Genomic DNA, 21,752 nt, shown 5'->3' with positions numbered 1-21,752 from the left:
ATGCGAACAACTTCACCAACGCGGCCGGTCAGGTCGCTGAGGCCGCCGGCATGTACTACGGCGGGAGGATGTACTGATGGACGGCATAAACTGGGGCGGGCTTCAGCAGCGCAACGTCTTCGCCGACTTCCCGGCGGGACAGGAGTTGGGGCGTGAGCGGGCGGAGGGAAAACGCCCGGCGTCGGGCGGCGAACCTCTTCGCCACGGACCCCGCCGCCGCTGAGCAAGAGTTCCTGCGCATCGGGGACATGCGCTCGGCGGAAGCCGTGCGCAAGCGCCGCGAGGAGCGCGAGACCAAGGATCGCCAGGGCCTCGTGAACGTCGTCACCCAGACCAAGGGACCGGGCGTCGCGGCGCAGAAGGCGGCGCAGGTCGGGGAGTTCGACCTCGCCAAGAGCCTGATGGAGATGGACAAGGCCCAGCGGGCGCAGGTCGCCGAGATCACCGACACCGCCGCCGCGATCCTGTGCCGCCTACAAGGACGCAACGCCGGAGCAGATCGCCGCCGCCAAGCCGCGCATCGACGCTCAGCTCCAGGCGCGCGGTATCGACCCGGCGAAGTTCGACTACACGGCCCGGGCGCGGTTCAGGGCCTGATCAATGAATCGCTGGGCGTGAAGGATCTGATCGCCCAGCCTCGACCGCCAGCAGGACAACGCCCGCGCCGACGCCCAGTTCGAAGAGACGAAGCGGAGCAACCGAGCCCGCGAAAGCGTCGCCGCCGGCAACCTCGCCGAGCGCCGCGCCGCAGGGGCCAGGGCCACCGGCCGCGGTGCGTCCTCGCCGACCGCCAAACTTCCCCCGGCTTCATTCTGGACTAGCGCCCATGTATCGCGAAGGCCAAACCGCCACGAACCCGAAGACCGGCCAGAAGCTCATCTACCGCGGTGGTCAGTGGGCGCCGGTCGGCAGGCTCACGCAGCAAGAGGAGATCCAGCTCAAGGAAGCGCGCGAGTCCGCCAACGTCTTCGCCGACATCACGGACCAGGCGACCCGCTTCCTTGAGCTGAACAAGAAGGCCTCGACCGGCCCCGTGTACGCGGTCCCGGGTGCGTCGGAAGTCATGGGCATCTTCCGTCCCGAGATCGCCCAGATGGACGCCCTGACGGCGCGCATGGCGCCTGCGCAGCGGGTTCCCGGCTCCGGCACCACCTCTGACCGCGACCTCGCCCTGTTCCTCAAGGCGATCCCCCCCACCTCGCGGATGGGCACGGCCAACCAGGGCATCGTCAAGGACATGCAGTCGCTGACGACCAAGCGGCAGCAGCGCGCCTACCTTCTCGACCGCTACGCCCAGGAGAGGGGCACGCTCAAGGGGGCCGAGGAGGCGTTCCAGACCTACTGGCGGCAGAAGCAAGCCTCGGAAAAGCGGCCCGCCCCGGGCCCGAAGACCGAAGGCGCTGGCTGGAAGATCGTCCCGTAATGCCCGTCTTCAAAGTCCAAGCGCCGGACGGCTCGATCATCAAGGTCGAGGCGCGGGACCAGGCGACCGCGATCCGAGGCGCGCAGGAACACTACGCGTCGCGCCCGAAGCCGAAGCGCACCTTCGCCGACAAAGCCAAGGTGTTCGGCGGCGGCGTGGCCGAGGGTGTCGCTGGCCTCGCCGATATGGTCATGACCGCGAACCCGTTCGCGAGCAGCCTCGCCATGTTCGAGGATGCCGCCATCGCCGCGGATGTCCTGAAGGGCAAGCTGCCGACGCGGGTGACGGGCAACCCGTTCTCCGGGTTCGCCGAGGCTGCGCAGCGTGGGGCGCCCAAGCCGCAGACCAAGGAAGAAGAGTACCTGCGGACCATCGGCCAGAATGTCCCGAACGCCTTGGCTCCTGGCGGAGCGGCCCAGCGCGCGGTGAACGTGTTCGCCCCCGCCATCGCGTCGGAAACGGCGGGTCAGGTGGCGCGTGAGGCTGGAGCCGGCCCCCGCGGCGAGACCGCTGCGCGTGTTGTCGGCGGGCTGGCCGGCAGCGCGGTTGCGAGCGTGCGCGTCCCGGCTCGCCGTGCGCCCCCGACGCCAGCGGAGACCTTCGCCACCCGCGCCAAGCCGGACGTTCCGGCGATGCGTCAGCGCGCGGAGGAGATGCGCGCGGCTGGCGTCGAGCCGACGCTGGTCGATGTGGCCGGCGAGCGCGGGCGCCGCATGATCCGCGCCGTTGGCGTGAAGGGCGAGGAGGCGGGCGAAGCCCTGACGGCCAATGCCTCTACGCGCTCGGCTGATGCCAAGCCCGCGTCGATGGCCGCCGCCCGGCGCCTGACGCCGGACCAGCGCTCGGCCAACCAATACGCCGACGACATGGAGCGAGTGCGCGGTCAGCAGGCGGCAGAGAACTACGGCCAGTTCGACGCTGACCAGATCGAGGTGCCGGATACGGTGCTCGACATGCTGTCGGACAGCGCTGGCCGCAGCATCATCGCCCGCGCCCGCGCCGACGCCATTGAAAACCAGGACTGGGGCCGCCAAGTCGAACTTGACCGGCTCCTGCAAATGCCCGACCGCGGCGGCGTTGGCCCGATCCCGCGCGTCTCGGCCGGAACGATTGACCGCCTCGTCATTGCCGCCCGGGAGCGGGGAGCCGCCTTCGCGCGGCGTGGCAACAACAACCGAGCCCGGGGCGCGCTCGCCCGGCGCGACCAGCTCGACCAGACGCTAGAGGGCGTCGAGGGCCTGCGCCCGGCCCGGGAGACCTATCGCAACCAATCGCGCGCCATCGAGGTCGCCCGCGGCGAGAACCGCCTGGACCCGCTCTCCACCGACCCTCGAGACTACGCCGCGTGGGTTCGGAGCCTTCCGCCTGAAGCGCAGGGAAGCCAACCGCGTCGCCATCCGCCAGCAGATCCTGGACACGCTCGGAAAGCAACGCGAGAACAGCTTCGGCGCTCTGGATCAGCTCACCTCCTCGCAGTACGCCCGGCAGAACCTGAGCGCGGCGTTTGGGGACGGGGCGGATCGGTTCCTGAACGAGGTGGGCGCGCGGGTCGCTCAGGCCCGGAACGCCCAGTTCGTGCAGCCAAACGCGGGGTCGCGAACCGCCGTCCTCGCCAACGACGTCGGCAACCAGGCGCAGCAGACGGTTGGGGCGGTGCGTCAGGGCCTTTCGGGCGATGTGATCGGCCTTGCCGCGCGTGCGATCGACATGTGGCGGGGCCGCGGGTTGTCGGAGCAGCAGGCGCGGGAACTCGCCATGATGGCGGTCGATCCCAACCAGACCGACGCGGCCATTCAGGCGATTGCGGCCCGGCTGGCTCCCCGCGAGCGGCAGGAGTTCTTGTCGCTGCGGAACGCCATCGGCGTCGGCGCCATCGCAGGCGCTACGGCGAGTCGCCCAGCAGCAGCCGAAGAGCCGCGGCGGCGCTAAGTCCGCCGACCAACAGGAAGTTTCGCCAGTCGAACCAGATGCCCCGCTCATGCCGGGGGCGTCGGACAACCTTGAACTTGGCGTCGATCACGTTGGGGTCGCGCATCCCCTAACGCATACCACAGCCGCGCCTACAGCGCGCGCAAAATCCAGCATGTGAGGTCCGCCCTTGGCCGCATTCACGCGGACGCCGCTGCGCGTCACCGACTCCGCCAACGCCGTCATCTCGGGCGGCAAACTCCGGCTCTACGATGCCGGCACGACGAACCTGACGCCGGTCTTCTCCGACGCCGGCCTGACCACTCCGCTCACCAACCCGGTCGTCGCCGCCTCCAACGGCTGGCTTCCGATGATCTATGCCGCCGAGGGCACGGCGGTTGATGGGGCCTTCCTCGACGCCAGCAACAACGTGCTGTCCGGCCAGAGCTTCGAGGATTCGGTCTTTGTCGGCGACAACTCCGGCGACATCGAGCGCGACTTCGGCGCCAACGGGCGGTTCTCGGTCAACGCCGACACGGGCGGTATGCCGAACGTCGAGTTCGGCGATCCGACCGGCGATGACACCGGCGGGGAAGGGCGGATCGGCGGCTGGGCGGGGACCCAGGGCGACGCGCTGGAGCTGGACTTCGCAACGGTCAGCTCCACGGGCTCCTGAAGGAGCGCGGCAAGAAGCTGACCGGCGTCGTTTACACCGAAGCGACCACCTTCTCCGCCGCCTCGCAGGTCGATATCCCGCTCACCGAGAATGTGGATGGCGTCCGGGCCTGGGACATCGACGTCTTCGACCTGTACCTCGGGGCCACGACCGGGAATGTTCGCGCGCTTCTCAGCTATGACGGCGGCCTGAGCTACAAGAGCGGCGCGTCGGACTATCAGGGGATCATCTACCACACCAATTTCACGGCGGCTGGTGGGGGTTCGCCGGACGCCTTCATCGACATCGGCGTTTCGCCCGAGACGGCGACCAACAAGCCCGGGATGCTTCGTCTCCGGATCATCACCCCTGACAGTGGGGCCTCCGCCACCCGGCTCGCCTGGACGCTCGACGCACTCTTGAACGGCGGGACCGCGCCGGAGACGCAGATGGGAAGCGCGTTCGGGCTGGGGGGTTACGGGCGAGCGACGCACGTCCGCCTGTATCTCGTCAGCTCGACCATCACGGGCGCGTACCGGGTGACGCCGCTTTACGGCTACGGCGAGTAGCCAGACCCGGCGGTGCACACGCAGGCGCGCCGCCGCCTCACTCCACCCCTCCAGCGCGAGCGCTACCGAATGACTGAACGCCCCTCCGCGGCGAGCGCGCTCGCACGCGCCGACAGCGCACACCAGAAGATCGAAAGTCACGAGGAACTGTGCGCAGAGCGGTACCGGGCGATCAACGACACGTTGGGGGAACTGAAGTCAGGCGCGACCTGGCAGAACCGCTGGCTGCTGGGGCTCCTGATCGCCCTAGTAGGCTGGATGGGGGTTCAGCTCTGGAACGGGCGGAACGACGAAATCAAGGCTCCGGTCCATGCGTCCGCTGGTCGTTAGCCTCGGGTGGCCGTTTCCACCAGCGGCGCGGTCTCCTTGTCCCGGCCTTTAGGCCTGCAATCGCCTCTTCAACCGTCTGGCCGAGCCGCACGCGCCGTCGCAGGCCGGTTGCCCCGACACCATGCTGCCGCGCCAACTCGGCAAAACTGCCGGCGCGGGTCGCTGGACCGGCCCGCTTGTTGTTCGCCTGCTCCAGAATTGTCGCCCAGCGACAGTTCTCCGGGGTGTAGTCTCCCCAAGGATCGATCCGATCCAGCGACATCCCTGGGGGCGCTCCCCCATATCCGCCAGAAAAGCGTCGAAGGACATCCACCGCTCGCACACCTTGGTGCCCCGCGCTCCGTAGAACCGAAATCCTCGGGAGGCTGGGTTCTGGCAGCGCGCCTTCATTGTGCACCAGATCGCATAGGTAGAGGACTTCCGCCGGCCTCTAATGTGGCCGTGTTTGCGGCGCGCATCACCTCGCGCGCAGCCGCAGCTCTTCAGGGTCCGGCGCTTATCGCGCAACTGCATCCCTGACACCACCACTGACCGCCCGCAGTCGCAGACGGCGGTGAACATTCGCACGGGGCGCGTCGTGCCCACAGCGTGTCCGGCGTCCGCCGTCACGGTGAGCCTCCCAAAGCGCCGACCAATCATTTCGACGGGGTTTGGCATGCCCAGAACAATAGCGGAACACGCTATCGCTGTCATCCGCGTAACACCGTGCGCGTTCCTCATGGTGACCTGCACAGCTCCGTTTGAGTACAGGTCTGTTCCGAGGAGCTTTCCGGCGCTCAAGCTGGATAGGTATGTGAGCCCGCCTGAACGGCGTCACGGCTGGTCGTCTTCGATCAAGAATTGCTATCCGGGCGTGCCGTGCCTCGGGCCGAATGGCGAGGTGGTGGCCTAGGCAGCAAAAAGGCGGCGCGCCGGGTGCCCGGCTCAAAGCGCCGCCTCGCTAAATCAAGGTGCTGCGCGCCCCGCGCTGCGGTCTACATGGCGGTCTCCAAGATTGACTCAGTTGAGCCAAGAAATGGAACCCCGATGATGCCACTGCCCCCGAGCATTCGCAACAACGATTAGTCCAAAAGCGAGTCGATCCGCCATGATGGACAACGCACTCCCGGCGGTCGCTCGGCTGCTCCAGCGTCGGTATCTCGACGCGCGCCGCGCCTACGTGGCCGACCCCGCCAACGGCCTGCGCCCTTGGCCGAAGCGCCCCACCAAACGCAAGCCCATCCCCGGCCTCTATGAGGCCCCGCAAGAGGTCGAAGGCTGATGCCCCAGCGCCCCCCACACAGATGCGGAGCTGAACGAGGCTATCCGCCTCGTCGTCACCGAAGGCTCGATCATGGCCGCCGCCCGCAAGGCCGGCGTCAGCCGAACGACGATGCAGAACCGCATCAGGGTCGCGGAGGAGAGGGGCTGACAAAGCGCCTGACCGTCGAGTCCACGCCGTCACGCTGGCGGCCCGGCGCTGAGATCGTCGCCGCCCGCAAGGCCGAGTTCGAGCGCCTGGACCGCTCCTTGCGCCACAACGGCAACGTCATCCATCTGCCCGACGACACGCCGTTCATGCTGGTCCCGCTGGGCGACGAACGCCTCGACAACTCCGGCACGGACCTGAACCTGTTCGAGCGCTGGATCGCCGTGCTGGACCGCTCCAAGCGGATCACCGGCTGGTCCATGGGCGACGTCCTGGACAACTGGGTGAAGCCGCTGGCCCACCTCTACGGCAACGCGGAGACCGCGGCGCCCGAGGGCTGGATACTCCTGCAACACTACCTCGATCAGATCGGCCCCGACCTCGACTGTTCCATCGGCGGCAACCACGACGCATGGTCAGGCCACTCCGATGTGCTGGCGATGCTCATGGAACAGCATGGCGTGCTGCACCGGAACAACTCGCTCCGCGTCCGCTACCGCTGCCCCTCCGGCCGGGAGATCACCGTTCACGGCCGCCACTCGTGGCCGGGCCGGTCGCAGTGGTCGGAAGTCCATGCGCTGAAGAAGGCGGCCCGCCTGGGCGTGCGAGATACGATCCTGCTGGGCGGCCACACCCACGTCTCGGGCGAGAGCGTCGAGCGCGACCCGGTGACCGGCAAGTACACGTTCGTCTATCAGCTCGCCTCGTTCAAAATCCACGACGACTACGCCGACACGCTGGGTCTGCTGGACCGGCACACATCCCCGGCGCTGGCCCTGGTCATCGACCCCCGCCGGCCGGACACCGACCCTGAGCTGGTGAAGCACTTCTACGAGCCGGAGGCGGGGGCCGACTACCTGGCCTTCCTGCGCCGGAAGAAGGCCGCCTAGCCCGTCATCACACGTCTATACGCGAGGACACATGAGAGCGCTCGCCACCGGCCTTGCGCGCCTGCTTCCGCTTGCCGGAGGCGTGGGCGTTTCCATGGCCTACCTGCACACCATCGTCGGAGCGGTCGCGGCTGTGGCCTCGGCCATCTACACCGTGTTCCTGGCTGCTGAGAGCGGGTTCAGGCTGTGGAAGGCGTGGGAGGCTCACAAGGAGGCCAAGCGTTCCCGTTCGCCGCGGACCCGGCAGGATGAATAGCTATCGCCGCCAGTAGTGCTGTTCCCGCGCCACGAAGCGGCCCGCGTCATCTCTCGCGTTCTGCGCTGACGGCCGGCGCTTGCCGAGGGGCCATGTAGCGGCCATTTCCGGGGGCCAGCCGCCGGAATTAATCCGATTGATGAGGACGCGCCCGGGAATGCCGTGGGCTTCCGCCACCGCTGACCACGCCACGCCATCCGGCGTCTTCCTCACGAAGCGGCGGTTTCTGGATTGTGTCTTCGCATCGGCCCACGCGCAGTTTTCCGGGGTGTAATTCCCGTCCACGTCGATGCGCTCAATGCTCAAGGTGTCTCCATAACCGTTCGCCAGCGCCCAATCGCGGAACGGTTCAAACTTGCTCCAAGCCGCACAGACGGTAATCCCGCGCCCTCCGTAGCTCGGGTAACGCGGGTTGCGCGGGTCCCCACACCTCCTACGCATATTCTGCCAGGCCCGGTAGATGCGCTGACCTGTCTGGCCGTGTGACCTCCGAAGGTCGCCCAGCCGCTTCCGGTTCGCGCAGCCGCAGCTAGCGGACCTTCCCGAGCGGAGATCTCCGCCGAGCACTGCTCTCTCGACGCCACACTCACAACGGCAGAGCCACAGCGCCGCGCCCCGGGGCTTGTTTCCGGCCTTCGCCAACACGACCCAGCGCCCAAATGAGCGCCCGGACAGATCAATCAGTCGGGGGTTCTTTGCCATGCGCAATTATACCACGACGGCGTAGGGGTAAAAGGGGAACGCTCGCGATATGCAAGTAAAAGGACCCGCTGCCAAAGTCGCCGCAATTCTCGCTGCGGCGGCGATTGCTGTCCCGGTGATCGCTCACTTCGAAGGTTACGAGCCGGTCGGCTACCGAGATCCTGCTCCCGGCGCGTTCGAGACTATCTGCTACGGTCACATGGAGCGCGGCGTTCTCGGCAAGCGCTACTCGCCAGAGAAGTGCGCCGAGCTATTGGCCGAAGACGCCGTTAAGCACGGCATAGATATAGCCGCCTGCCTGCCTGAGAAGCTTCCGAACAAGACCCGGGCCGCCTTCACCGCCACGGCCTACAACATCGGCGTGGGTGGGTTCTGTGGCTCGTCCATGGCCCGGAAGGCGAGGGCAGGGGACCTGCGCGGGGCCTGTGACGCCCTGATGCTCTGGACGAAGGCCGGCGGGAAGGAGCTTCGCGGCCTTGTCCGTCGCCGCGCCGCAGAACGTGAACTCTGCCTGCAAGGGGTGAGGGAAGGATGATCACCGCGGTCGTCATCGGTATCGGCTTCTGGCTGGCCTCGATCTGCGCCTTGATCGTGTTCGCTGTCGTGGCGGCTAAGAAGTGGCTGCGGGGGGAGTGGTGAGGGCGGCGTCGATGAACGCCTCCCAATCGATCCGAGCTCGCAGCCTTCCTCGCCCGGACGCATCCAGCATCGCCTCGGTAGGCTCGCGCATGGCCTCGATGGCGGCGCGGGCATCGCCCAGATAGGGCTCCTGATGCGACCGCGGAAGGCGCGACCAGGGCGTGCAGCCAGCGCCGTTGCGCTTCTCGTAGATGCGTCGGGCGACGGTCTGGATCATGTGCGGAGAGTCCCACTCTCCCATTGAATCTGCAAGGGAAATCGTTAATGTGGCAGAGGCTTCTAGCGCCGGTCGCGCCGTACCTGATCGGAGCCGCCCTGATCACGCTCGCCGGGCTCTGGCTCATGCTCGACCGCGCCAACGACCGGGCCGCGAAGGCCGAGGCGGCGGCCGAACTCGCGCGGGACGATGCCGCCATCAAGGGCGCGACGTCCGAAAGCCTCGACGCCTACGCCCGCTCCTCCCGAACCCTCGAAAAGCAAGCCCACGAGGCCCACGATGCCATCCGCAAGGACCCCGGCTCCCCTGACGTGTTCGAGCCTTCTTCTACTGTCTGCGCTGAGCTTGAGCGGATGCGAGGCTCACCGGCCTGCACTGAAGGTTGAGGTTCCCCAGATCTACCGGGAAGCCTGCGATGCGCCGACCGGCTCCCTCGCCACAGACGGAGACGCAGGACGCCTGATCGTGGACCTGGAGAAAGCCCGGATCGACTGCGACAAGCGAAGGGCGGGGCTCGTGGATATCCTCGATGCGCTTAACGAGGCTTCGGGGGGAGAGGAAGAAGAGGTGGTCTCCATCCTCCCTCTACAGGGATAGTGGTGTGGTCAGACATCGGCGCGCTCCATCGCGGAGCGGTAGCGCCGATAGGCAAACACCACGCGTCGCATCTTCATCTCGTCGCGCGCGCACCGGCATCCGCCGTTGGTGTGCATCCCGATGGGCTTGATGATGATGCAGTGGCCGTCGCTGCATCCGCCAAGCTCGCGCAGGTAGGCGTCGAGTTCTGCAGCAGGCGTGGCAGGGATAGTGGTGTGGTCGGTCATTGGGGTGGTTCCGCATTTGAGAGGGCGGCGAGCACAGCGCGGGAACGCAGCTTCGCCTCGATGTGCTGCTCAGTGAGCACGATGGTTTCGCAATGGCCTTCGCGGATTGCGCCTTCGTCGTAGATGTCGAGAAGGTCCAGAGCCCACGCAAGGCAGCGGGCGGCTTCGTCCATGTCGGCGGCGGCCTTGCGCAGGAGCGTGGCCCTGGCCCTCCACCGTTTGATGTCGGGCTGGTTCTCACCCCATGCTGGATCGAGAGCCTTGGCGTTCCCTTCCAGGCGTAGGGCTTCGCTGATGAGGGCGGCACGGGCAGTCATGACAGCCCCTCCGGCGGGGGGAGGAAGCGGCATCCAGTGCGTGGGCGATGGTTCGATGAACTCAGTGGTCTCATCGACCCAAAGCGGATCGTCTTCATCCGCGTAAGGCGGGTTGAAGCGGCCGACGCCGCGCCAGTGGCCGTTCCAAAGCAGGACCCAGGCGGTCTGATCCCTTGGCGCAGTCTCGATAGGCTGCCAGCCGCTCATCAATACCCCTCCGCGTTGTCGATAGCGGCTTTCGCGGCAAGGCTCGCATTCGCCAACCGCTCGACCGAGGACCCGCCGAGGTGTGCCCAGCTGAGCTCGCTTTCGGCCGCCTTCAGCGCTCCAAGCAGGCGCTCTGTTCTGGCGGTCAGCGCCAGAAGCGCATCGCGCTCTGACAGGTCGAGCGCGCCGCCAGCAACGGCGTAGCCGCGCACCTCTCGGATCAGGGCCGCTAGGTCATCCCCGTCGCGCCGCGATGCTGATGGTGAGCCCGGGGCCGCAGGAGCCGTAGGACACCCCGCCATCTTGCAGTACCCTGCCTGCGGAACAGCCTGACAGGCCTTGCAGTAGTAGGGGGCGGGCTTGCCGACTTCGAAGGCGCTCATCACTTTGCCTCCCGCAGCTTGAGGATGCACAGCGCTACGCCGTCACGGAAGCCGCGGTCGTAGTCATCCGTGGCGTAGGTCGGGATCGAGCGCAGAAGGCTGATCATCCACTCGCGGTCAACGCTGCCCCGCTCTTTCACCTCACCCGAGGCGGGGCTTCCGGGCTGAACGCGCTCCTCCGCTCCAGGAGGGTTCGCGGGGTGCGCTGGGTTCTGGATCATCTTGCATCCTCCGGCTCGCGCCGCGCCCGTTCAAAGGCGCAAGTTGCGCTGTGTTCCCGCTGCGTTCACGGGTTTTGCGCCGACTTCTGCGGACTTAGTCTCAGAAAAGCGCGAGCAAAATCAACGCCGTGAGGCAGCGAATGCTTAGTTGTGCCAGAGCGTGTCGTCGGCATCGAGGCCGACCGTGGTGATGCGCATGGCCGGGCTCTTAAGCGAGCCCGCCGTCTCCCGCTAGGCCGCGCAGGCCTTGTGGCGCTTCAGCACCCGCTCGGTGGACGCCGGGTACTTCGCCAGCAGGTGCGCCGGCCGGATCGGCCGCGCCACGAGGTTCCCGCCGCAGTTCGGGCACATCCCGCCCAGCCGGCTCTCCACGCAGTCCGCGCAGAAGGTGCACTCGAAGGTGCAGATCCGCGCCTCCGCGCTCTCCGGCGGCAGGTCCTTGTCACAGCATTCGCAGTTGGGTCGAAGCGCCAGCATGACCCGAGGATGCCCCCGGTCACGCGCCCGCGAAAGGACGAGTTTCCCTCGGTTTCCGCCTACTCCCCGAACCCCTCGCCCGGCTCCACAGGCGCGAGCCGCAGGAGCCGCGAGTCCGCCACGCCCGCCGTCCGGTGCTTCACGTGCTCGCGGTACTCGGGGTCCCGCACCATGGCCATGAAGGCCTCGGCGCTGGGATATTCGGCGATGAAGGCCAGGTCCCAGGCCTCGCTTCCCGGCCCCGTCACCATCACCTGCGGTTTGCCGGCCCACACCTGCCGCCCGCCCAGCCGCTTGAAGATCGGCGCCGTCGTGCGTCCGTATGCCCGATAGGCGTCGACGCCGGAAAGGTCCTTGCCGTGGTTCGGATGGTCGGCCGGATATTCCGCTTTCGCCTTCAGCCGGACCAGGTTCAGCATCTGGATCGGCTCGTCGCGGGGCAGCGACTTGAACACCGCCCAGGCCTCCCGGTCCGGATCGATATGGCCCTCGCTCATCGGCGCATCCTCCCGCTGATCTCCCGCCCACGCTTACGCCGCGGGCCGGCGCGGGGAAACCCGCATTGACCCCGCGGGCGGGACTCACTACCTACGCGACCGTTTGCGCAGGGGCCGGCCTGCACGTCCCCGATATTCCCGTCGTTCCAAAGGAGCCCACGCCATGAGCCGAGACCTGCTGCCCGGCGTGACCGGCGTCCTGGCCCTCGCCGACGGGACCATCCTGCAGGGCGTCGGCGTGGGCGCGGTCGGAGAGGCGGTCGGCGAGGTGTGCTTCAACACCGCGATGACCGGCTACCAGGAGATCCTCACGGACCCCTCCTACATGGCCCAGATCGTCGCCTTCACCTTCCCGCACGTCGGCAACGTCGGTACGAACGTGGAGGACATCGAGCAGATGTCCGGCTCGGCCGAGACCGCGGCGCGCGGCGCGATCTTCCGCGACGCGCCGACCCGGCCGGCCAACTGGCGCGCCGACACCGACCTTCAGACCTGGATGGCGCGCCGCGGCGTCATCGGCATCGCCGGCGTCGACACCCGGGCCCTGACCCGCAAGATCCGCGAGCACGGCATGCCGCACGGCGTCATCGCCCACAGCCCGACCGGCGTCTTCGACCTCGACGCCCTGGTGGCGAAGGCCAAGGCCTGGAGCGGCCTCGAAGGCCTCGACCTCGCCAAGGACGCCTCCTGCCTCCAGCCGTTCGTCTATGACGAGGGCCTCTGGGCCTGGGGCGAGGGCTACGCGAAGCCGGCCGAAACCCCGAAGTACGAGGTCGTGGTCGTCGACTACGGCGTGAAGCGCAACATCCTGCGCGCGCTGACCTCGGTCGGCGCCCGGGCCACCGTCGTCCCGGCCTCGACGAGCGCCGAGGAGATCCTGGCCCGCAAGCCGGACGGCGTCCTCCTCTCCAACGGCCCGGGCGACCCGGCCGCCACCGGCCAGTACGCCGTGCCCGAGATCCAGAAGCTGGTGGAGAACGGCACGCCGGTCTTCGGCATCTGCCTCGGCCACCAGATGCTGTCCCTGGCGCTGGGTGCCAAGACCGTGAAGATGGACCAGGGCCACCACGGGGCGAACCACCCGGTGAAGGACCTGACCACTGGCAAGGTGGAGATCGTCTCCATGAACCACGGCTTCACCGTCGACCGCGACAGCCTGCCGGCCCCGGTGGTGGAGACCCACGTCTCGCTCTTCGACGGCACCAACGCCGGCATCGCGCTCAAGGACCGCCCGGTCTTCAGCGTCCAGCACCACCCGGAGGCCTCCCCCGGCCCCACCGACAGCCTCTACCTCTTCGAACGCTTCGCCCAGAACATGGACGCCACGAAGAAATAGGCCCCGGCCGGGCAGCCAGACACCAAAGGGCGGTCCCGTGGGGCCGCCCTTTTTGGTTTGCGTCCGGACGGCCGAGCAGCGGCGCAGCCGCAAGGTTTCAACCACAGAAATACACAGAAACACACAGAAGGCGGCCTTAGGCCGCCAGTCCTATTTCGCACTCGTCGCGGGAAGTGTTGAGGGCTTCGCCGTCACGCCGAATGGAGCACCTCCGTCGACCGTGCACCTTCTGTGTCCTTCTGTGCTTTTCTGTGGTTCTAAGCCTAGAGGACCATCCGCTCCACGGCGACGCGGACAGGAGAACTGAAGTTCACCAACAGCCCCACGCGCAGTCGTGTCGCGCGCAGGTAGTTGCCGAGCTGGGCGCGATGTTCCGGGCGCCAGCTCGCGCACGGTCTTCAGTTCGACGATCACACTGTCGAAGCAGAGGAAGTCCGGGGCATAGGTCTGCTTTAGCAGGTGACCCTTGTAGTGGATCTGTAGGCCGGGCTGCGCGCGGAAGGGAATGCGTCGAGCCTCGAGCTCCATCCCGAGGCTCTCCTGGTAGACAGCTTCGAGGAAGCCGGGGCCAAGCGCCTTGTAGACGGCGAAGATGGCCCCGCGGATGCGGAACGTTTCTTCGCTGAGCAGAAACTCATCTGTCTCGCCCGAGCCATCCATGGCGCGTTCCATGCCCCGATGCTTTCGGAACATTATAAGAACATCTTCTGCCATGTCACAACCCTGACCGCCCCGCCGTCCTTGGCTCGAAGGACCTGAGGAGGGGCCGATGGGACGGATCGTGGCGATCGTGCTGGCGGGGGTGCTGGGAGCCAACGGGCTCGCCATGCTGTTCGCCGGACAATGGTGGTATGGCGCAGTCCCCAGCGTGCCGCTGACCGGGCCCTACAACCCGCACTTCGTGCGCGACATCGGCGTCGCCTACCTCATCACCGCCGGAGGGCTGGCCTGGTTCGCCAGGGCGCCGCGGCAGGGGTGGCCGGCGCTCGTCCTCGCGGCGGGCTTCCTGACGCTGCACGCCGCCATCCACGTCTATGACGCCGCCTGCGGAACCGCCCCGCTGGTCGCCGCCGCGCGCGACTTCGCCGCCGTCTATGCGCCGGCTCTGATCGCCCTCGGTCTGGCCCTCGTCCCGCCGAAGGAAACCGCCTGATGCCCGCGCCCGCCCGCGATAGGATGACCCGCATGGACCCGGCGCTCACCGACGCCTTCGAAACCAACCGGCCGCGGCTGAAGCGGCTGGCCTACCGGATGCTGGGCTCGGTCTCGGAGGCCGAGGACGCGGTGCAGGACGCCTGGCTCCGCTGGACCCGCGCGGCCGGCGGCGTCACCGACCCGGCCGCCTGGCTGGTCCGCACGACGACGAGGCTCTGCATCGACCGGCTGCGCGCCGCCAAGGTCGAGCGCGACGCCTACCGCGGGCCCTGGCTGCCCGAGCCGCTGATCGAGCCGCTCGCCGAGGACCCCCTGGAGCGCGCCGAGGAGGTGTCGGTGGCCTTCCTGCTCGCCCTGGAGCGCCTTTCGCCGCTGGAGCGGGCGGTCTTCCTCCTGCACGACGTGTTCGACGAGGACTATCCGGCCGTCGCCGAGACCCTCGGCCGCAGCGAGGCCGCCGTCCGCCAGCTCGCCAGCCGGGCCCGCGAGCACGTGCGCCAGGAGAAGCCGCGCTTCGCCGTCGACCAGGCGCGGATGCTGGAACTCGCCAACGCCTTCGCCGCCGCGGCGTCCGGCAAGGACATGCGGGCGCTGGCCGGCCTGCTCGCCCAGGACGCGGTGATGGTCACCGACGGCGGCGGCAAGCGGAAGGCCGCGCTCAGGGTCATGGTCGGCCGGGACGACATCATCCGACTGCTGGAAGGCATCGCCTGGCGCACCGGCGGCCTGCCGGGCGTCAGCCAGTTCGAGGCGGCGCGGATCAACGGCTATCCGGGCCTCGTCCTGCATCTCTCCGACGGCCCCGAAACCCTCGCCTTCGAAGCCGACGCCGACGGCCTCATCGCCGCCATCTACGCCGTCCGCAACCCCGAGAAGCTCGGCCACGTGGGCTAGCCCTCTCCCTCGGCCGCTCAGCTCCACTCCTCTCCCCCGGGCGAAGCCCGAGAGGGAGAGGGTAGGGAGAGGGCCTGCAGCCGAAAAAACCTTGACTCCGCCGGCTGCATCTGTTCTTGTTTCGTTCTCATGACCGACGATGCAGCCCAGCTTGGAGAAGACCGTCACACCGTGACGCTCCGCGCGCTCGCGGGGATGAGCCTGGAGCTCTGCCGCGACCTGCAGCAGCGGGCGCTGGACGCCGAGAGCCCCGAGGACGCCGTCCGCCTCGCCACCGCCTTCCACCGGGTGAGCCGCGGCCTGCGCCAGACGCTGGCGTTGGAACTGAAGCTGGTCCGCTACAAGGACGAGCTGCACTTCAAAGCTCAGGAGAAAGCCGACCTCGCTGAAGCCAAGGCGAAGGCCGAGGCCGAGACCCGTGAGATCGCCGTCGACCAGCGCCGCGACGGCGTCTGGACCCGGGTCGGCGACTGCTTCTGGTCCGAGCACGAAGGCGCCGACTGGAACCTCCCCGACGACGGGATCGACAAGCCCGACCGCCCGCCGCCCGAAGACCCCATGTGGGACAGGCTCGAGGCCTTCCTCGACGCCGAGGAAGCCAAGCCCGACTTCCTCACCCGCGACTTCGACCTCCTGGTCATCGAAGCCTGCGACGCCATCGGCGCCGACCCCACCCTCATCTACGACATCCGCGGCCGCGAACCCGCCGAGCCCGAGCCCCAGCCCGCCGACTCCAGCTAACCCCCTCCGCTCATCCCGGCGAAAGCCGGGATCCAAGCTGACTCAGCCAGCGCGCTCCGCGCGAAGAACCACAGAACCACACAGAACCACACAGAAGGCGGGCCATCGGATGGCTTGGCGCCTCCATCACCATGCGCGCCTTCCAGGCGCGCGAGTCACGTCCGCCATCTCACCGACCTCGGCCGGCTCGCCCCTTCTGTGTCCTTCTGTGTGTTTCTGTGGTTCCAAACCCGGACCGCACCGAGCCCGCCGGCCAGCACCCATGAAATCCGTGGTTCAACCCGACTCAGCCTGGATCCCGGCTTTCGCCGGGATGAGCGGAGGAGGGGCGGATCAGTGTCGTGTCCTTCGCGCCTTTCGTGGTTCCAAACCCGGTCCGCACCGAGCCCACCGGCCAGCACCGGCGAAATCCGTGGTTCCGAAGCCGCCCCCGACCGACTCTGTCGCACCGGCTGGTCAGAGTTATCCACAACCTGCCGAAACCCATGCACAGCCCTTCGCGCGGGTCGGTGGTAGCGGTTTCCCCAGATGCGCTTCGACGAACGCTTCCTCGACGAGATCAAGTCCCGCCTTCGCCCGTCCGATGTCATCGGCAAGACGGTGAAGCTGCGGAAGCAGGGGCGCGAGTACGTCGGCCTGTCGCCCTTCACCAAGGAGAAGACCCCCTCGTTCTACGTGAACGACGACAAGGGCCAGTTCTTCGACTTCTCCTCCGGCAAGTCCGGCGACCTGATCACCTTCCTGCAGGAGACCCAGCGGGTCTCGTTCACCGAGGCCGTGGAGATCCTGGCCTCGGAGGCCGGCGTGCCGCTGCCGGCGGTCGATCCGCGCGCCCAGGAGGTCGAGAAGAAGCGCCAGGGCCTCTCCGACTGGCTGGAGCTCGCCGCCCAGTGGTTCGAGGCCGAGCTCCGCCGCCCGTCCGGCCGCGAGGCCCGCGCCTACCTGGAGAAACGCGGCCTGCCGGAGAGCGAATGGAGCCGCTTCCGCCTGGGCTTCTCGCCGGCCAGCCGCACGGCGCTGAAGGACTATCTGGTCACCAAGGGCGCGCGCCCGGCCGAGCTCGTCGAGACCGGCCTGCTGATCGCGCCGGAGGAGGGCGGGGCGCCCTACGACCGGTTCCGGGACAGGATCATCTTCCCGATCGGCGACGCCCGCGGCCGGATCGTCTCGTTCGGCGGACGGGCGATGGATCCCCAGGCCCGCGCCAAGTACCTGAACGGGCCCGAGACCTCGATTTTCCACAAGGGCGCGAACCTCTACGGCCTGGCCGAGGCCCGGAAGCTGATCGCCGCCGCCCCCTCGGGCGAGACCCCGCCGCTGGTGGTGGTCGAGGGCTACATGGATGTGATCGCCTGCCAGCGGGCCGGCATCCCGGCCGTCGCCCCCATGGGCACGGCGCTCGGCGAGGACCAGCTCGAGGTGCTCTGGCGCTACCATCCCGAGCCCACGCTCTGCTTCGACGCCGACCGGGCGGGCCGCCAGGCGGCGGGCCGGGCCATCGACCGGGCGCTGCCGCTGCTGACCGTCGGCAAGAGCCTCCGGTTCGCCATCGTCGAGGGCGGCAAGGACCCCGACGACGTGCTGCGCGAGCAGGGGCCGGCGGCGCTCAAGGCCCAGCTCGCCAACACCCGGCCCTTCGTCGAGGCCCTGTTCCTGCGCGAGCGCGACCTCGAGACGCTCGACACGCCCGAGCGCAAGACCTCGCTGAAGGTCCGCCTGCGCAAGCTCGCCGCGACCATCGCCGACAAGGACCTGGCCCAGGCCTACAAGGAGGACCTGCTCGCCCGCTACGAGGCGCTCTGGCCGACCCGCGAGCCGGTCTACACGGTGGGCGCGGCGGCCCGCGAGATGTCCCGCGCCCGCTGGGACAAGCGCAAGCCGGCGATGACCGGGGCCATGGCCGAGACCAAGGCCGCCGCCGAGAAGATGCGCCATACGCCCAAGCCGCTCGCCGCGGCCCTGGCGCTGGCGGCGGTGCGCGACCCGCATGTGCTGGACGACGCCATCGAGCTCGTCGACCGGCACGGGTTCGGCGACGAGAAGCTGGACGCCTTCGCCCACGAGCTGGTCCGCCTGCGCTACGAGACGGACCACCTGGAGATGGACACGGCGATCCGCCAGCTTCAGGCGCGCGGCATGGACCCGTCGTTCATCGCCACGCTGGAGAAGGACGCCCGGCGGGCCGGGGTGGCGGCGCCGTTCCTCAATCAGCCGGCCGCGCGGGCCCGCGACCTCTGGCGCCAGGCCTTCGACCTGCTGATCCAGCTCGAGAGCCTGGAGCGGGCGGTGGAGGAGGCGGCGCGCGACCTCGACCGCGACCACGACTCGTCGACCCTGATGACCCTGAAGGCCGAGCGCGACCACCTGCGCAAGCTGGTCAACAGCGACTGGGCCAGCGAGACCGGCGACACGCCCGTCCTGCCGCACTAGGGATCGGTGAAGGGTCTCGCATGCGGCTTTCGCGACTGACGCTGTTGTTGCTGGGCCTCTGGCCGCTGCAGGGCTGCCTGGTGGCAGCCGATCTCGCAACGATCGCGACCCAGCGACCCTCGCAGGCGCTGCTCAACCGGATGGCCGCGATGTGCCGGGCCGACTACGGGCTTCGCACCTTCGGTCCGATGCCGAGTGGGGTCGATCTCTGGATTCCGGGCCGGCTTGGCCGCGCGCCGGTCGATGGCGACGACCTCCACGACCTGAAGCCGATCGACTCCTTCTGGAACTCCGACGAGCCCTGGCTGCGCAACGGCTACGCTCGGGCGATCTATGCGGACATCACGCCAGCCACGACCTCGTCAGTGGCCTATCCGGGACCAAAGAAAGGCGACCCTGTGGGCGTCTACAGGTTCGAGCTGGCGCCGCCGGACGACCCACGCTGCATCGCTCGCCGCAAGGCCGTTGCGGAATGGGACACGTCTCCCCCGCCTCGCATCGCGCCGGTGGTCACCGACACGCGCTGCCTCGTCTGGACCTATGTGGGCCGGGCATCCGCTGGACCACCGCAACGCAACGTGTTTGTCCGCTACGACGACGAGGCCCTGAAGGCCCAGGGCATCCGGCGTTCAGGCGAGGTGCTGCTGGTGGACGGCAAGGTTCGCGCCTCCTTCGCGCGCTACAGCGCGGCAAATCTCAACTCGGAATATCCCGGGTGGGGCTCCTGGCAGACGCCGGCCTGCGAGAAGTCCACGGGGCGCATGCCAGACGACCTGCCGCCGCCGGGGGGAAACGGTGCGGCAAAATAACCCCGGTCGCCCAATGGCTTCCCCTAGCTGGGCCGTGGGTTACGGCTATCCACAGATCATTGTTCGCCGCCTGCGCCTTGACACCCACGCTCCACAACGCCATCTGGCGGCGTGCGGATTTAGCGCGCTGTTGACAGACGTCGATCGGGCCGTCGCGAACCTCGGGCGCGCCCACTGATGAAGATGATGTCTCCCTCGATGCGTGGTGATCCCAGTGGTCGCGAGCTTCGACGCCCTTCGGGCGACGGTGCGGAGCGCCAGCCCGACCTGCGCGGAGGGACCTCCCGCGGGCTTTCAGGCATGGCGGTTTTCCGTGTCGTGCAGCCGCGTGACGCACTGCTGCGCGCGATCAGAACGGAACGATTTAGACCGGAGACGGGTCGTAAGGTCGCACGCGACTTACGGGTCCCGCCGCCGACACCACTTTTCGGCCCGCGCCTTGCAAGGGGCGCGCAGCCGATTTCGGAGAATTCGATGAGCACTAATACGGCCGAAGCGGAAACGCCCGAAACGACCGGTGGGGACGGCCCGCTGCTCGACCTGACGGACGCCGCGGTCAAGAAGTTCATCAAGCAGGCCAAGGCCCGCGGCTACGTCACCATGGACGAGCTGAACAAGGTGCTCCCGTCCGAGGAAGTCACCTCCGAGGCGATCGAAGACACGCTCGCCATGCTGTCCGAGATGGGCGTCAACGTCGTCGAGGCGGAAGAGGACGCCGAGGGCGGCGAGGTGGCGGTCCGCGAGGAATCCGCCGTCGTCGAGACGGCCAAGGAGCCGGCCTACGACCGCACCGACGACCCCGTGCGCATGTACCTGCGCGAGATGGGCTCGGTGGAGCTGCTCTCCCGCGAGGGCGAGATCGCCATCGCCAAGCGCATCGAGGCCGGCCGCGACACCATGATCCGCGGGCTGTGCGAGAGCGCGCTCACCTTCGAGGCCATCATGGTGTGGCGCGAGGAGCTGGGCTCCGGCCGCATCCTGCTGCGCGAGGTCATCGACCTCGAACAGACCTACGGCGGCCAGAACCAGACCGACGCGACCCTGCCCGCCGAGGCCCAGGCCGAGGGCGAGGAAGAGGAGGCCGACGAGGCCGCCAAGGAAGGCGAGGCCGAGGGCGAGGGCGACGACGACTTCGACGACGGCGCCGGCCCGACCATCAGCGCGATGGAAGCCGAGCTGCGCGAAGGCGTCATGGCCACCCTCGACGCCATCGCCGCCGAGTTCGAGAGCTTCCGCCTGCTGCAGGAGAAGCTGGTCAACGCCCGGCTGAAGGGCCAGGACCTCTCCGACGCCGACCGCAAGACCTATCAGGCCGCGACGGCGACCATCGTCCAGCACCTGAAGACCCTGAAGCTGAACAACAACCGCATCGAGGCGCTCGTCGAGCAGCTCTATGCGATCAACAAGCGCCTGGTCGGCCTGGAAGGCCGCCTGCTGCGCCTGGCCGACAGCTATGGCATCAGCCGCGCCGAGTTCCTGAAGGCCTACTTCGGCCAGGAGATGGCCCCGGACTGGGGCGCCCAGGTGAAGCCGCTGGGCGTGCGCTGGACCAAGTTCGCCGAGAACGACGCCGGCCAGATCGGCGAGATCCGCAACGAGATCGCCGCGCTCGCCATGGAAACCGGCGTGCCGATCGACGACTACCGCCGCATCGTCCAGACCGTTCAGAAGGGCGAGCGCGAGGCCCGCCAGGCGAAGAAGGAAATGGTCGAGGCGAACCTGCGCCTCGTGATCTCCATCGCCAAGAAGTACACGAACCGCGGCCTGCAGTTCCTGGACCTGATCCAGGAGGGCAACATCGGCCTCATGAAGGCGGTCGACAAGTTCGAGTACCGCCGCGGCTACAAGTTCTCGACCTACGCCACCTGGTGGATCCGGCAGGCGATCACCCGCTCGATCGCCGACCAGGCCCGGACCATCCGCATCCCGGTGCACATGATCGAGACGATCAACAAGATCGTCCGCACCTCGCGCCAGATGCTGCACGAGATCGGCCGCGAGCCGACCCCGGAGGAACTGGCCGAGAAGCTGGCCATGCCGCTCGAGAAGGTCCGCAAGGTCCTGAAGATCGCCAAGGAGCCGATCTCCCTCGAAACGCCGATCGGCGACGAGGAAGACAGCCACCTGGGCGACTTCATCGAGGACAAGAACGCCGTCCTGCCGATCGACGCGGCCATCCAGTCGAACCTGCGGGAGACCACCACCCGCGTGCTGGCGTCGCTGACGCCGCGCGAGGAGCGCGTGCTCCGCATGCGCTTCGGCATCGGCATGAACACCGACCACACCCTGGAAGAGGTCGGCCAGCAGTTCTCGGTGACCCGCGAGCGGATCCGTCAGATCGAGGCCAAGGCGCTCCGCAAGCTGAAGCACCCCTCGCGCTCGCGGAAGCTGCGCAGCTTCCTCGACAGCTAGGCCCGGGCTGCCTGATACCGCCGATCAAGCGATTGGTCGGCGGGGTCATGGC

At 68.2% G+C, this 21,752-nt stretch carries 27 protein-coding genes and 1 pseudogene; 18 read left to right on the top strand and 10 right to left on the bottom strand.

The genetic code is table 11. The features are described 5' to 3' along the window. Positions 1 to 152 precede the first annotated feature (152 nt). Entirely contained in the window at positions 153 to 821 is a 669-nt protein-coding gene (locus LRS04_RS25610) for a hypothetical protein (protein WP_257818899.1), read from the top strand. A 5-nt stretch (positions 822 to 826) separates the two neighbouring features. Next, positions 827 to 1,423 (top strand): hypothetical protein, encoded by a 597-nt coding sequence (locus tag LRS04_RS25605; RefSeq protein WP_257818898.1) that lies wholly within the window; start codon positions 827 to 829, stop codon positions 1,421 to 1,423. On the opposite strand, the gene LRS04_RS25600 is transcribed toward LRS04_RS25605, so the two are convergent. Further along, a complete protein-coding gene (locus tag LRS04_RS25600; RefSeq protein ID WP_257818897.1) occupies positions 1,339 to 2,481 on the bottom strand; it encodes a hypothetical protein in 1,143 nt (380 codons plus the stop codon). The two genes, LRS04_RS25605 and LRS04_RS25600, sit on opposite strands and share 85 nt — an antisense overlap. 478 nt (positions 2,482 to 2,959) lie before the next feature. Here LRS04_RS25600 and LRS04_RS25595 point away from each other — a divergent pair, with 478 nt between their 5' ends. The 7 genes from LRS04_RS25595 (at position 2,960) to LRS04_RS25565 (ending at position 7,439) form a co-directional block, all read left to right on the top strand. Continuing rightward, a complete protein-coding gene (locus LRS04_RS25595; protein WP_257818896.1) occupies positions 2,960 to 3,352 on the top strand; it encodes a hypothetical protein in 393 nt (130 codons plus the stop codon). A 169-nt stretch (positions 3,353 to 3,521) separates the two neighbouring features. Beyond that, complete coding sequence (locus tag LRS04_RS25590; protein ID WP_257818895.1) at positions 3,522 to 4,007, top strand: hypothetical protein; 486 nt, start codon at positions 3,522 to 3,524, stop codon at positions 4,005 to 4,007. A gap of 92 nt (positions 4,008 to 4,099) precedes the next feature. Further along, a complete protein-coding gene (locus tag LRS04_RS25585; RefSeq protein ID WP_257818894.1) occupies positions 4,100 to 4,555 on the top strand; it encodes a hypothetical protein in 456 nt (151 codons plus the stop codon). A gap of 69 nt (positions 4,556 to 4,624) precedes the next feature. Continuing rightward, on the top strand, positions 4,625 to 4,885 hold the full coding sequence (locus tag LRS04_RS25580) for a hypothetical protein (protein WP_257814668.1): 261 nt from the start codon (positions 4,625 to 4,627) through the stop codon (positions 4,883 to 4,885). 1,090 nt (positions 4,886 to 5,975) lie between these two features. Beyond that, positions 5,976 to 6,146, top strand: a complete 171-nt coding sequence (locus LRS04_RS25575) for a hypothetical protein (protein ID WP_257814667.1) — start codon at positions 5,976 to 5,978, stop codon at positions 6,144 to 6,146. After that, entirely contained in the window at positions 6,146 to 7,183 is a 1,038-nt protein-coding gene (locus LRS04_RS25570; protein ID WP_257818893.1) for a hypothetical protein, read from the top strand. The genes LRS04_RS25575 and LRS04_RS25570 overlap by 1 nt, the downstream gene beginning before the upstream one ends. Positions 7,184 to 7,214: 31 nt before the next feature. After that, positions 7,215 to 7,439: a hypothetical protein gene (locus LRS04_RS25565; protein ID WP_257814665.1), complete on the top strand. Its 225-nt coding sequence runs from the start codon at positions 7,215 to 7,217 to the stop codon at positions 7,437 to 7,439. Here the strand turns inward: LRS04_RS25565 and LRS04_RS25560 are convergent, their stop codons facing one another. Then, a complete protein-coding gene (locus LRS04_RS25560) occupies positions 7,440 to 7,745 on the bottom strand; it encodes a hypothetical protein (RefSeq protein WP_257814664.1) in 306 nt (101 codons plus the stop codon). Positions 7,746 to 8,190: 445 nt separating this feature from the next. On the opposite strand from LRS04_RS25560, the gene LRS04_RS25555 reads away from it, so the two are divergent. Continuing rightward, positions 8,191 to 8,676, top strand: coding sequence for a lysozyme (locus LRS04_RS25555; protein WP_257814663.1), 486 nt, complete (start codon positions 8,191 to 8,193; stop codon positions 8,674 to 8,676). Positions 8,677 to 8,751: 75 nt separating this feature from the next. On the opposite strand, the gene LRS04_RS25550 is transcribed toward LRS04_RS25555, so the two are convergent. Next, positions 8,752 to 8,997, bottom strand: coding sequence for a hypothetical protein (locus LRS04_RS25550; RefSeq protein WP_257814661.1), 246 nt, complete (start codon positions 8,995 to 8,997; stop codon positions 8,752 to 8,754). A 23-nt stretch (positions 8,998 to 9,020) separates the two neighbouring features. Between LRS04_RS25550 and LRS04_RS25545 the strand changes: the two genes are divergently transcribed. Beyond that, on the top strand, positions 9,021 to 9,383 hold the full coding sequence (locus LRS04_RS25545) for a hypothetical protein (RefSeq protein ID WP_257814660.1): 363 nt from the start codon (positions 9,021 to 9,023) through the stop codon (positions 9,381 to 9,383). Positions 9,384 to 9,602: 219 nt separating this feature from the next. Here LRS04_RS25545 and LRS04_RS25540 read toward each other — a convergent pair whose 3' ends face one another. The 5 genes from LRS04_RS25540 to LRS04_RS25520 all read right to left on the bottom strand — a co-directional run bounded on the left by LRS04_RS25540 (position 9,603) and on the right by LRS04_RS25520 (position 11,923). Continuing rightward, a complete protein-coding gene (locus LRS04_RS25540; protein WP_257814659.1) occupies positions 9,603 to 9,821 on the bottom strand; it encodes a hypothetical protein in 219 nt (72 codons plus the stop codon). After that, on the bottom strand, positions 9,818 to 10,345 hold the full coding sequence (locus tag LRS04_RS25535; RefSeq protein ID WP_257818891.1) for a DUF551 domain-containing protein: 528 nt from the start codon (positions 10,343 to 10,345) through the stop codon (positions 9,818 to 9,820). Before LRS04_RS25535 ends, LRS04_RS25540 begins: the two co-directional genes overlap by 4 nt. Further along, the gene (locus tag LRS04_RS25530) at positions 10,345 to 10,728 is read right to left on the bottom strand and encodes a hypothetical protein (protein WP_257814656.1); all 384 of its coding nucleotides are present in this window, start codon (positions 10,726 to 10,728) and stop codon (positions 10,345 to 10,347) included. Before LRS04_RS25530 ends, LRS04_RS25535 begins: the two co-directional genes overlap by 1 nt. A gap of 452 nt (positions 10,729 to 11,180) precedes the next feature. Further along, positions 11,181 to 11,426, bottom strand: coding sequence for a DUF1272 domain-containing protein (locus tag LRS04_RS25525; RefSeq protein ID WP_257818890.1), 246 nt, complete (start codon positions 11,424 to 11,426; stop codon positions 11,181 to 11,183). Positions 11,427 to 11,485: 59 nt separating this feature from the next. Further along, the gene (locus tag LRS04_RS25520) at positions 11,486 to 11,923 is read right to left on the bottom strand and encodes a DUF1330 domain-containing protein (protein ID WP_257818889.1); all 438 of its coding nucleotides are present in this window, start codon (positions 11,921 to 11,923) and stop codon (positions 11,486 to 11,488) included. A 163-nt stretch (positions 11,924 to 12,086) separates the two neighbouring features. On the opposite strand from LRS04_RS25520, the gene carA reads away from it, so the two are divergent. Further along, positions 12,087 to 13,259: a glutamine-hydrolyzing carbamoyl-phosphate synthase small subunit gene (carA, locus tag LRS04_RS25515; protein WP_257818888.1), complete on the top strand. Its 1,173-nt coding sequence runs from the start codon at positions 12,087 to 12,089 to the stop codon at positions 13,257 to 13,259. 263 nt (positions 13,260 to 13,522) lie between these two features. Here carA and LRS04_RS25510 read toward each other — a convergent pair whose 3' ends face one another. Then, entirely contained in the window at positions 13,523 to 13,606 is an 84-nt protein-coding gene (locus tag LRS04_RS25510) for a hypothetical protein (protein ID WP_257819258.1), read from the bottom strand. Positions 13,607 to 13,709: 103 nt separating this feature from the next. After that, positions 13,710 to 13,919, bottom strand: a pseudogene (locus LRS04_RS25505) (GxxExxY protein); the annotation flags it as partial. Between the two features lie 109 nt (positions 13,920 to 14,028). On the opposite strand from LRS04_RS25505, the gene LRS04_RS25500 reads away from it, so the two are divergent. From LRS04_RS25500 to rpoD, 6 genes are all read left to right on the top strand, one after another. Further along, positions 14,029 to 14,412: a hypothetical protein gene (locus tag LRS04_RS25500; protein ID WP_257818887.1), complete on the top strand. Its 384-nt coding sequence runs from the start codon at positions 14,029 to 14,031 to the stop codon at positions 14,410 to 14,412. Positions 14,413 to 14,444: 32 nt separating this feature from the next. After that, positions 14,445 to 15,308 (top strand): RNA polymerase sigma factor SigJ, encoded by an 864-nt coding sequence (gene sigJ / locus LRS04_RS25495; RefSeq protein WP_257818886.1) that lies wholly within the window; start codon positions 14,445 to 14,447, stop codon positions 15,306 to 15,308. Between the two features lie 129 nt (positions 15,309 to 15,437). Next, complete coding sequence (locus LRS04_RS25490) at positions 15,438 to 16,049, top strand: hypothetical protein (protein WP_257818885.1); 612 nt, start codon at positions 15,438 to 15,440, stop codon at positions 16,047 to 16,049. A 528-nt stretch (positions 16,050 to 16,577) separates the two neighbouring features. Then, positions 16,578 to 18,479: a DNA primase gene (dnaG, locus tag LRS04_RS25485; RefSeq protein ID WP_257818884.1), complete on the top strand. Its 1,902-nt coding sequence runs from the start codon at positions 16,578 to 16,580 to the stop codon at positions 18,477 to 18,479. Between the two features lie 20 nt (positions 18,480 to 18,499). Then, positions 18,500 to 19,288 carry a hypothetical protein gene (locus tag LRS04_RS25480; protein ID WP_257818883.1) on the top strand — a complete coding sequence of 263 codons (789 nt, stop codon included), beginning with the start codon at positions 18,500 to 18,502 and terminating at the stop codon, positions 19,286 to 19,288. A 474-nt stretch (positions 19,289 to 19,762) separates the two neighbouring features. Beyond that, positions 19,763 to 21,700: an RNA polymerase sigma factor RpoD gene (gene rpoD, locus LRS04_RS25475; protein ID WP_257818882.1), complete on the top strand. Its 1,938-nt coding sequence runs from the start codon at positions 19,763 to 19,765 to the stop codon at positions 21,698 to 21,700. Positions 21,701 to 21,752: the final 52 nt, after the last annotated feature.

Origin of the sequence: Phenylobacterium sp. J367 (assembly GCF_024699985.1) — a bacterium.
In the GTDB taxonomy this organism is placed as follows: Bacteria; Pseudomonadota; Alphaproteobacteria; order Caulobacterales; family Caulobacteraceae; genus Phenylobacterium.
This window is presented reverse-complemented; position numbering and strand designations above follow the sequence as displayed.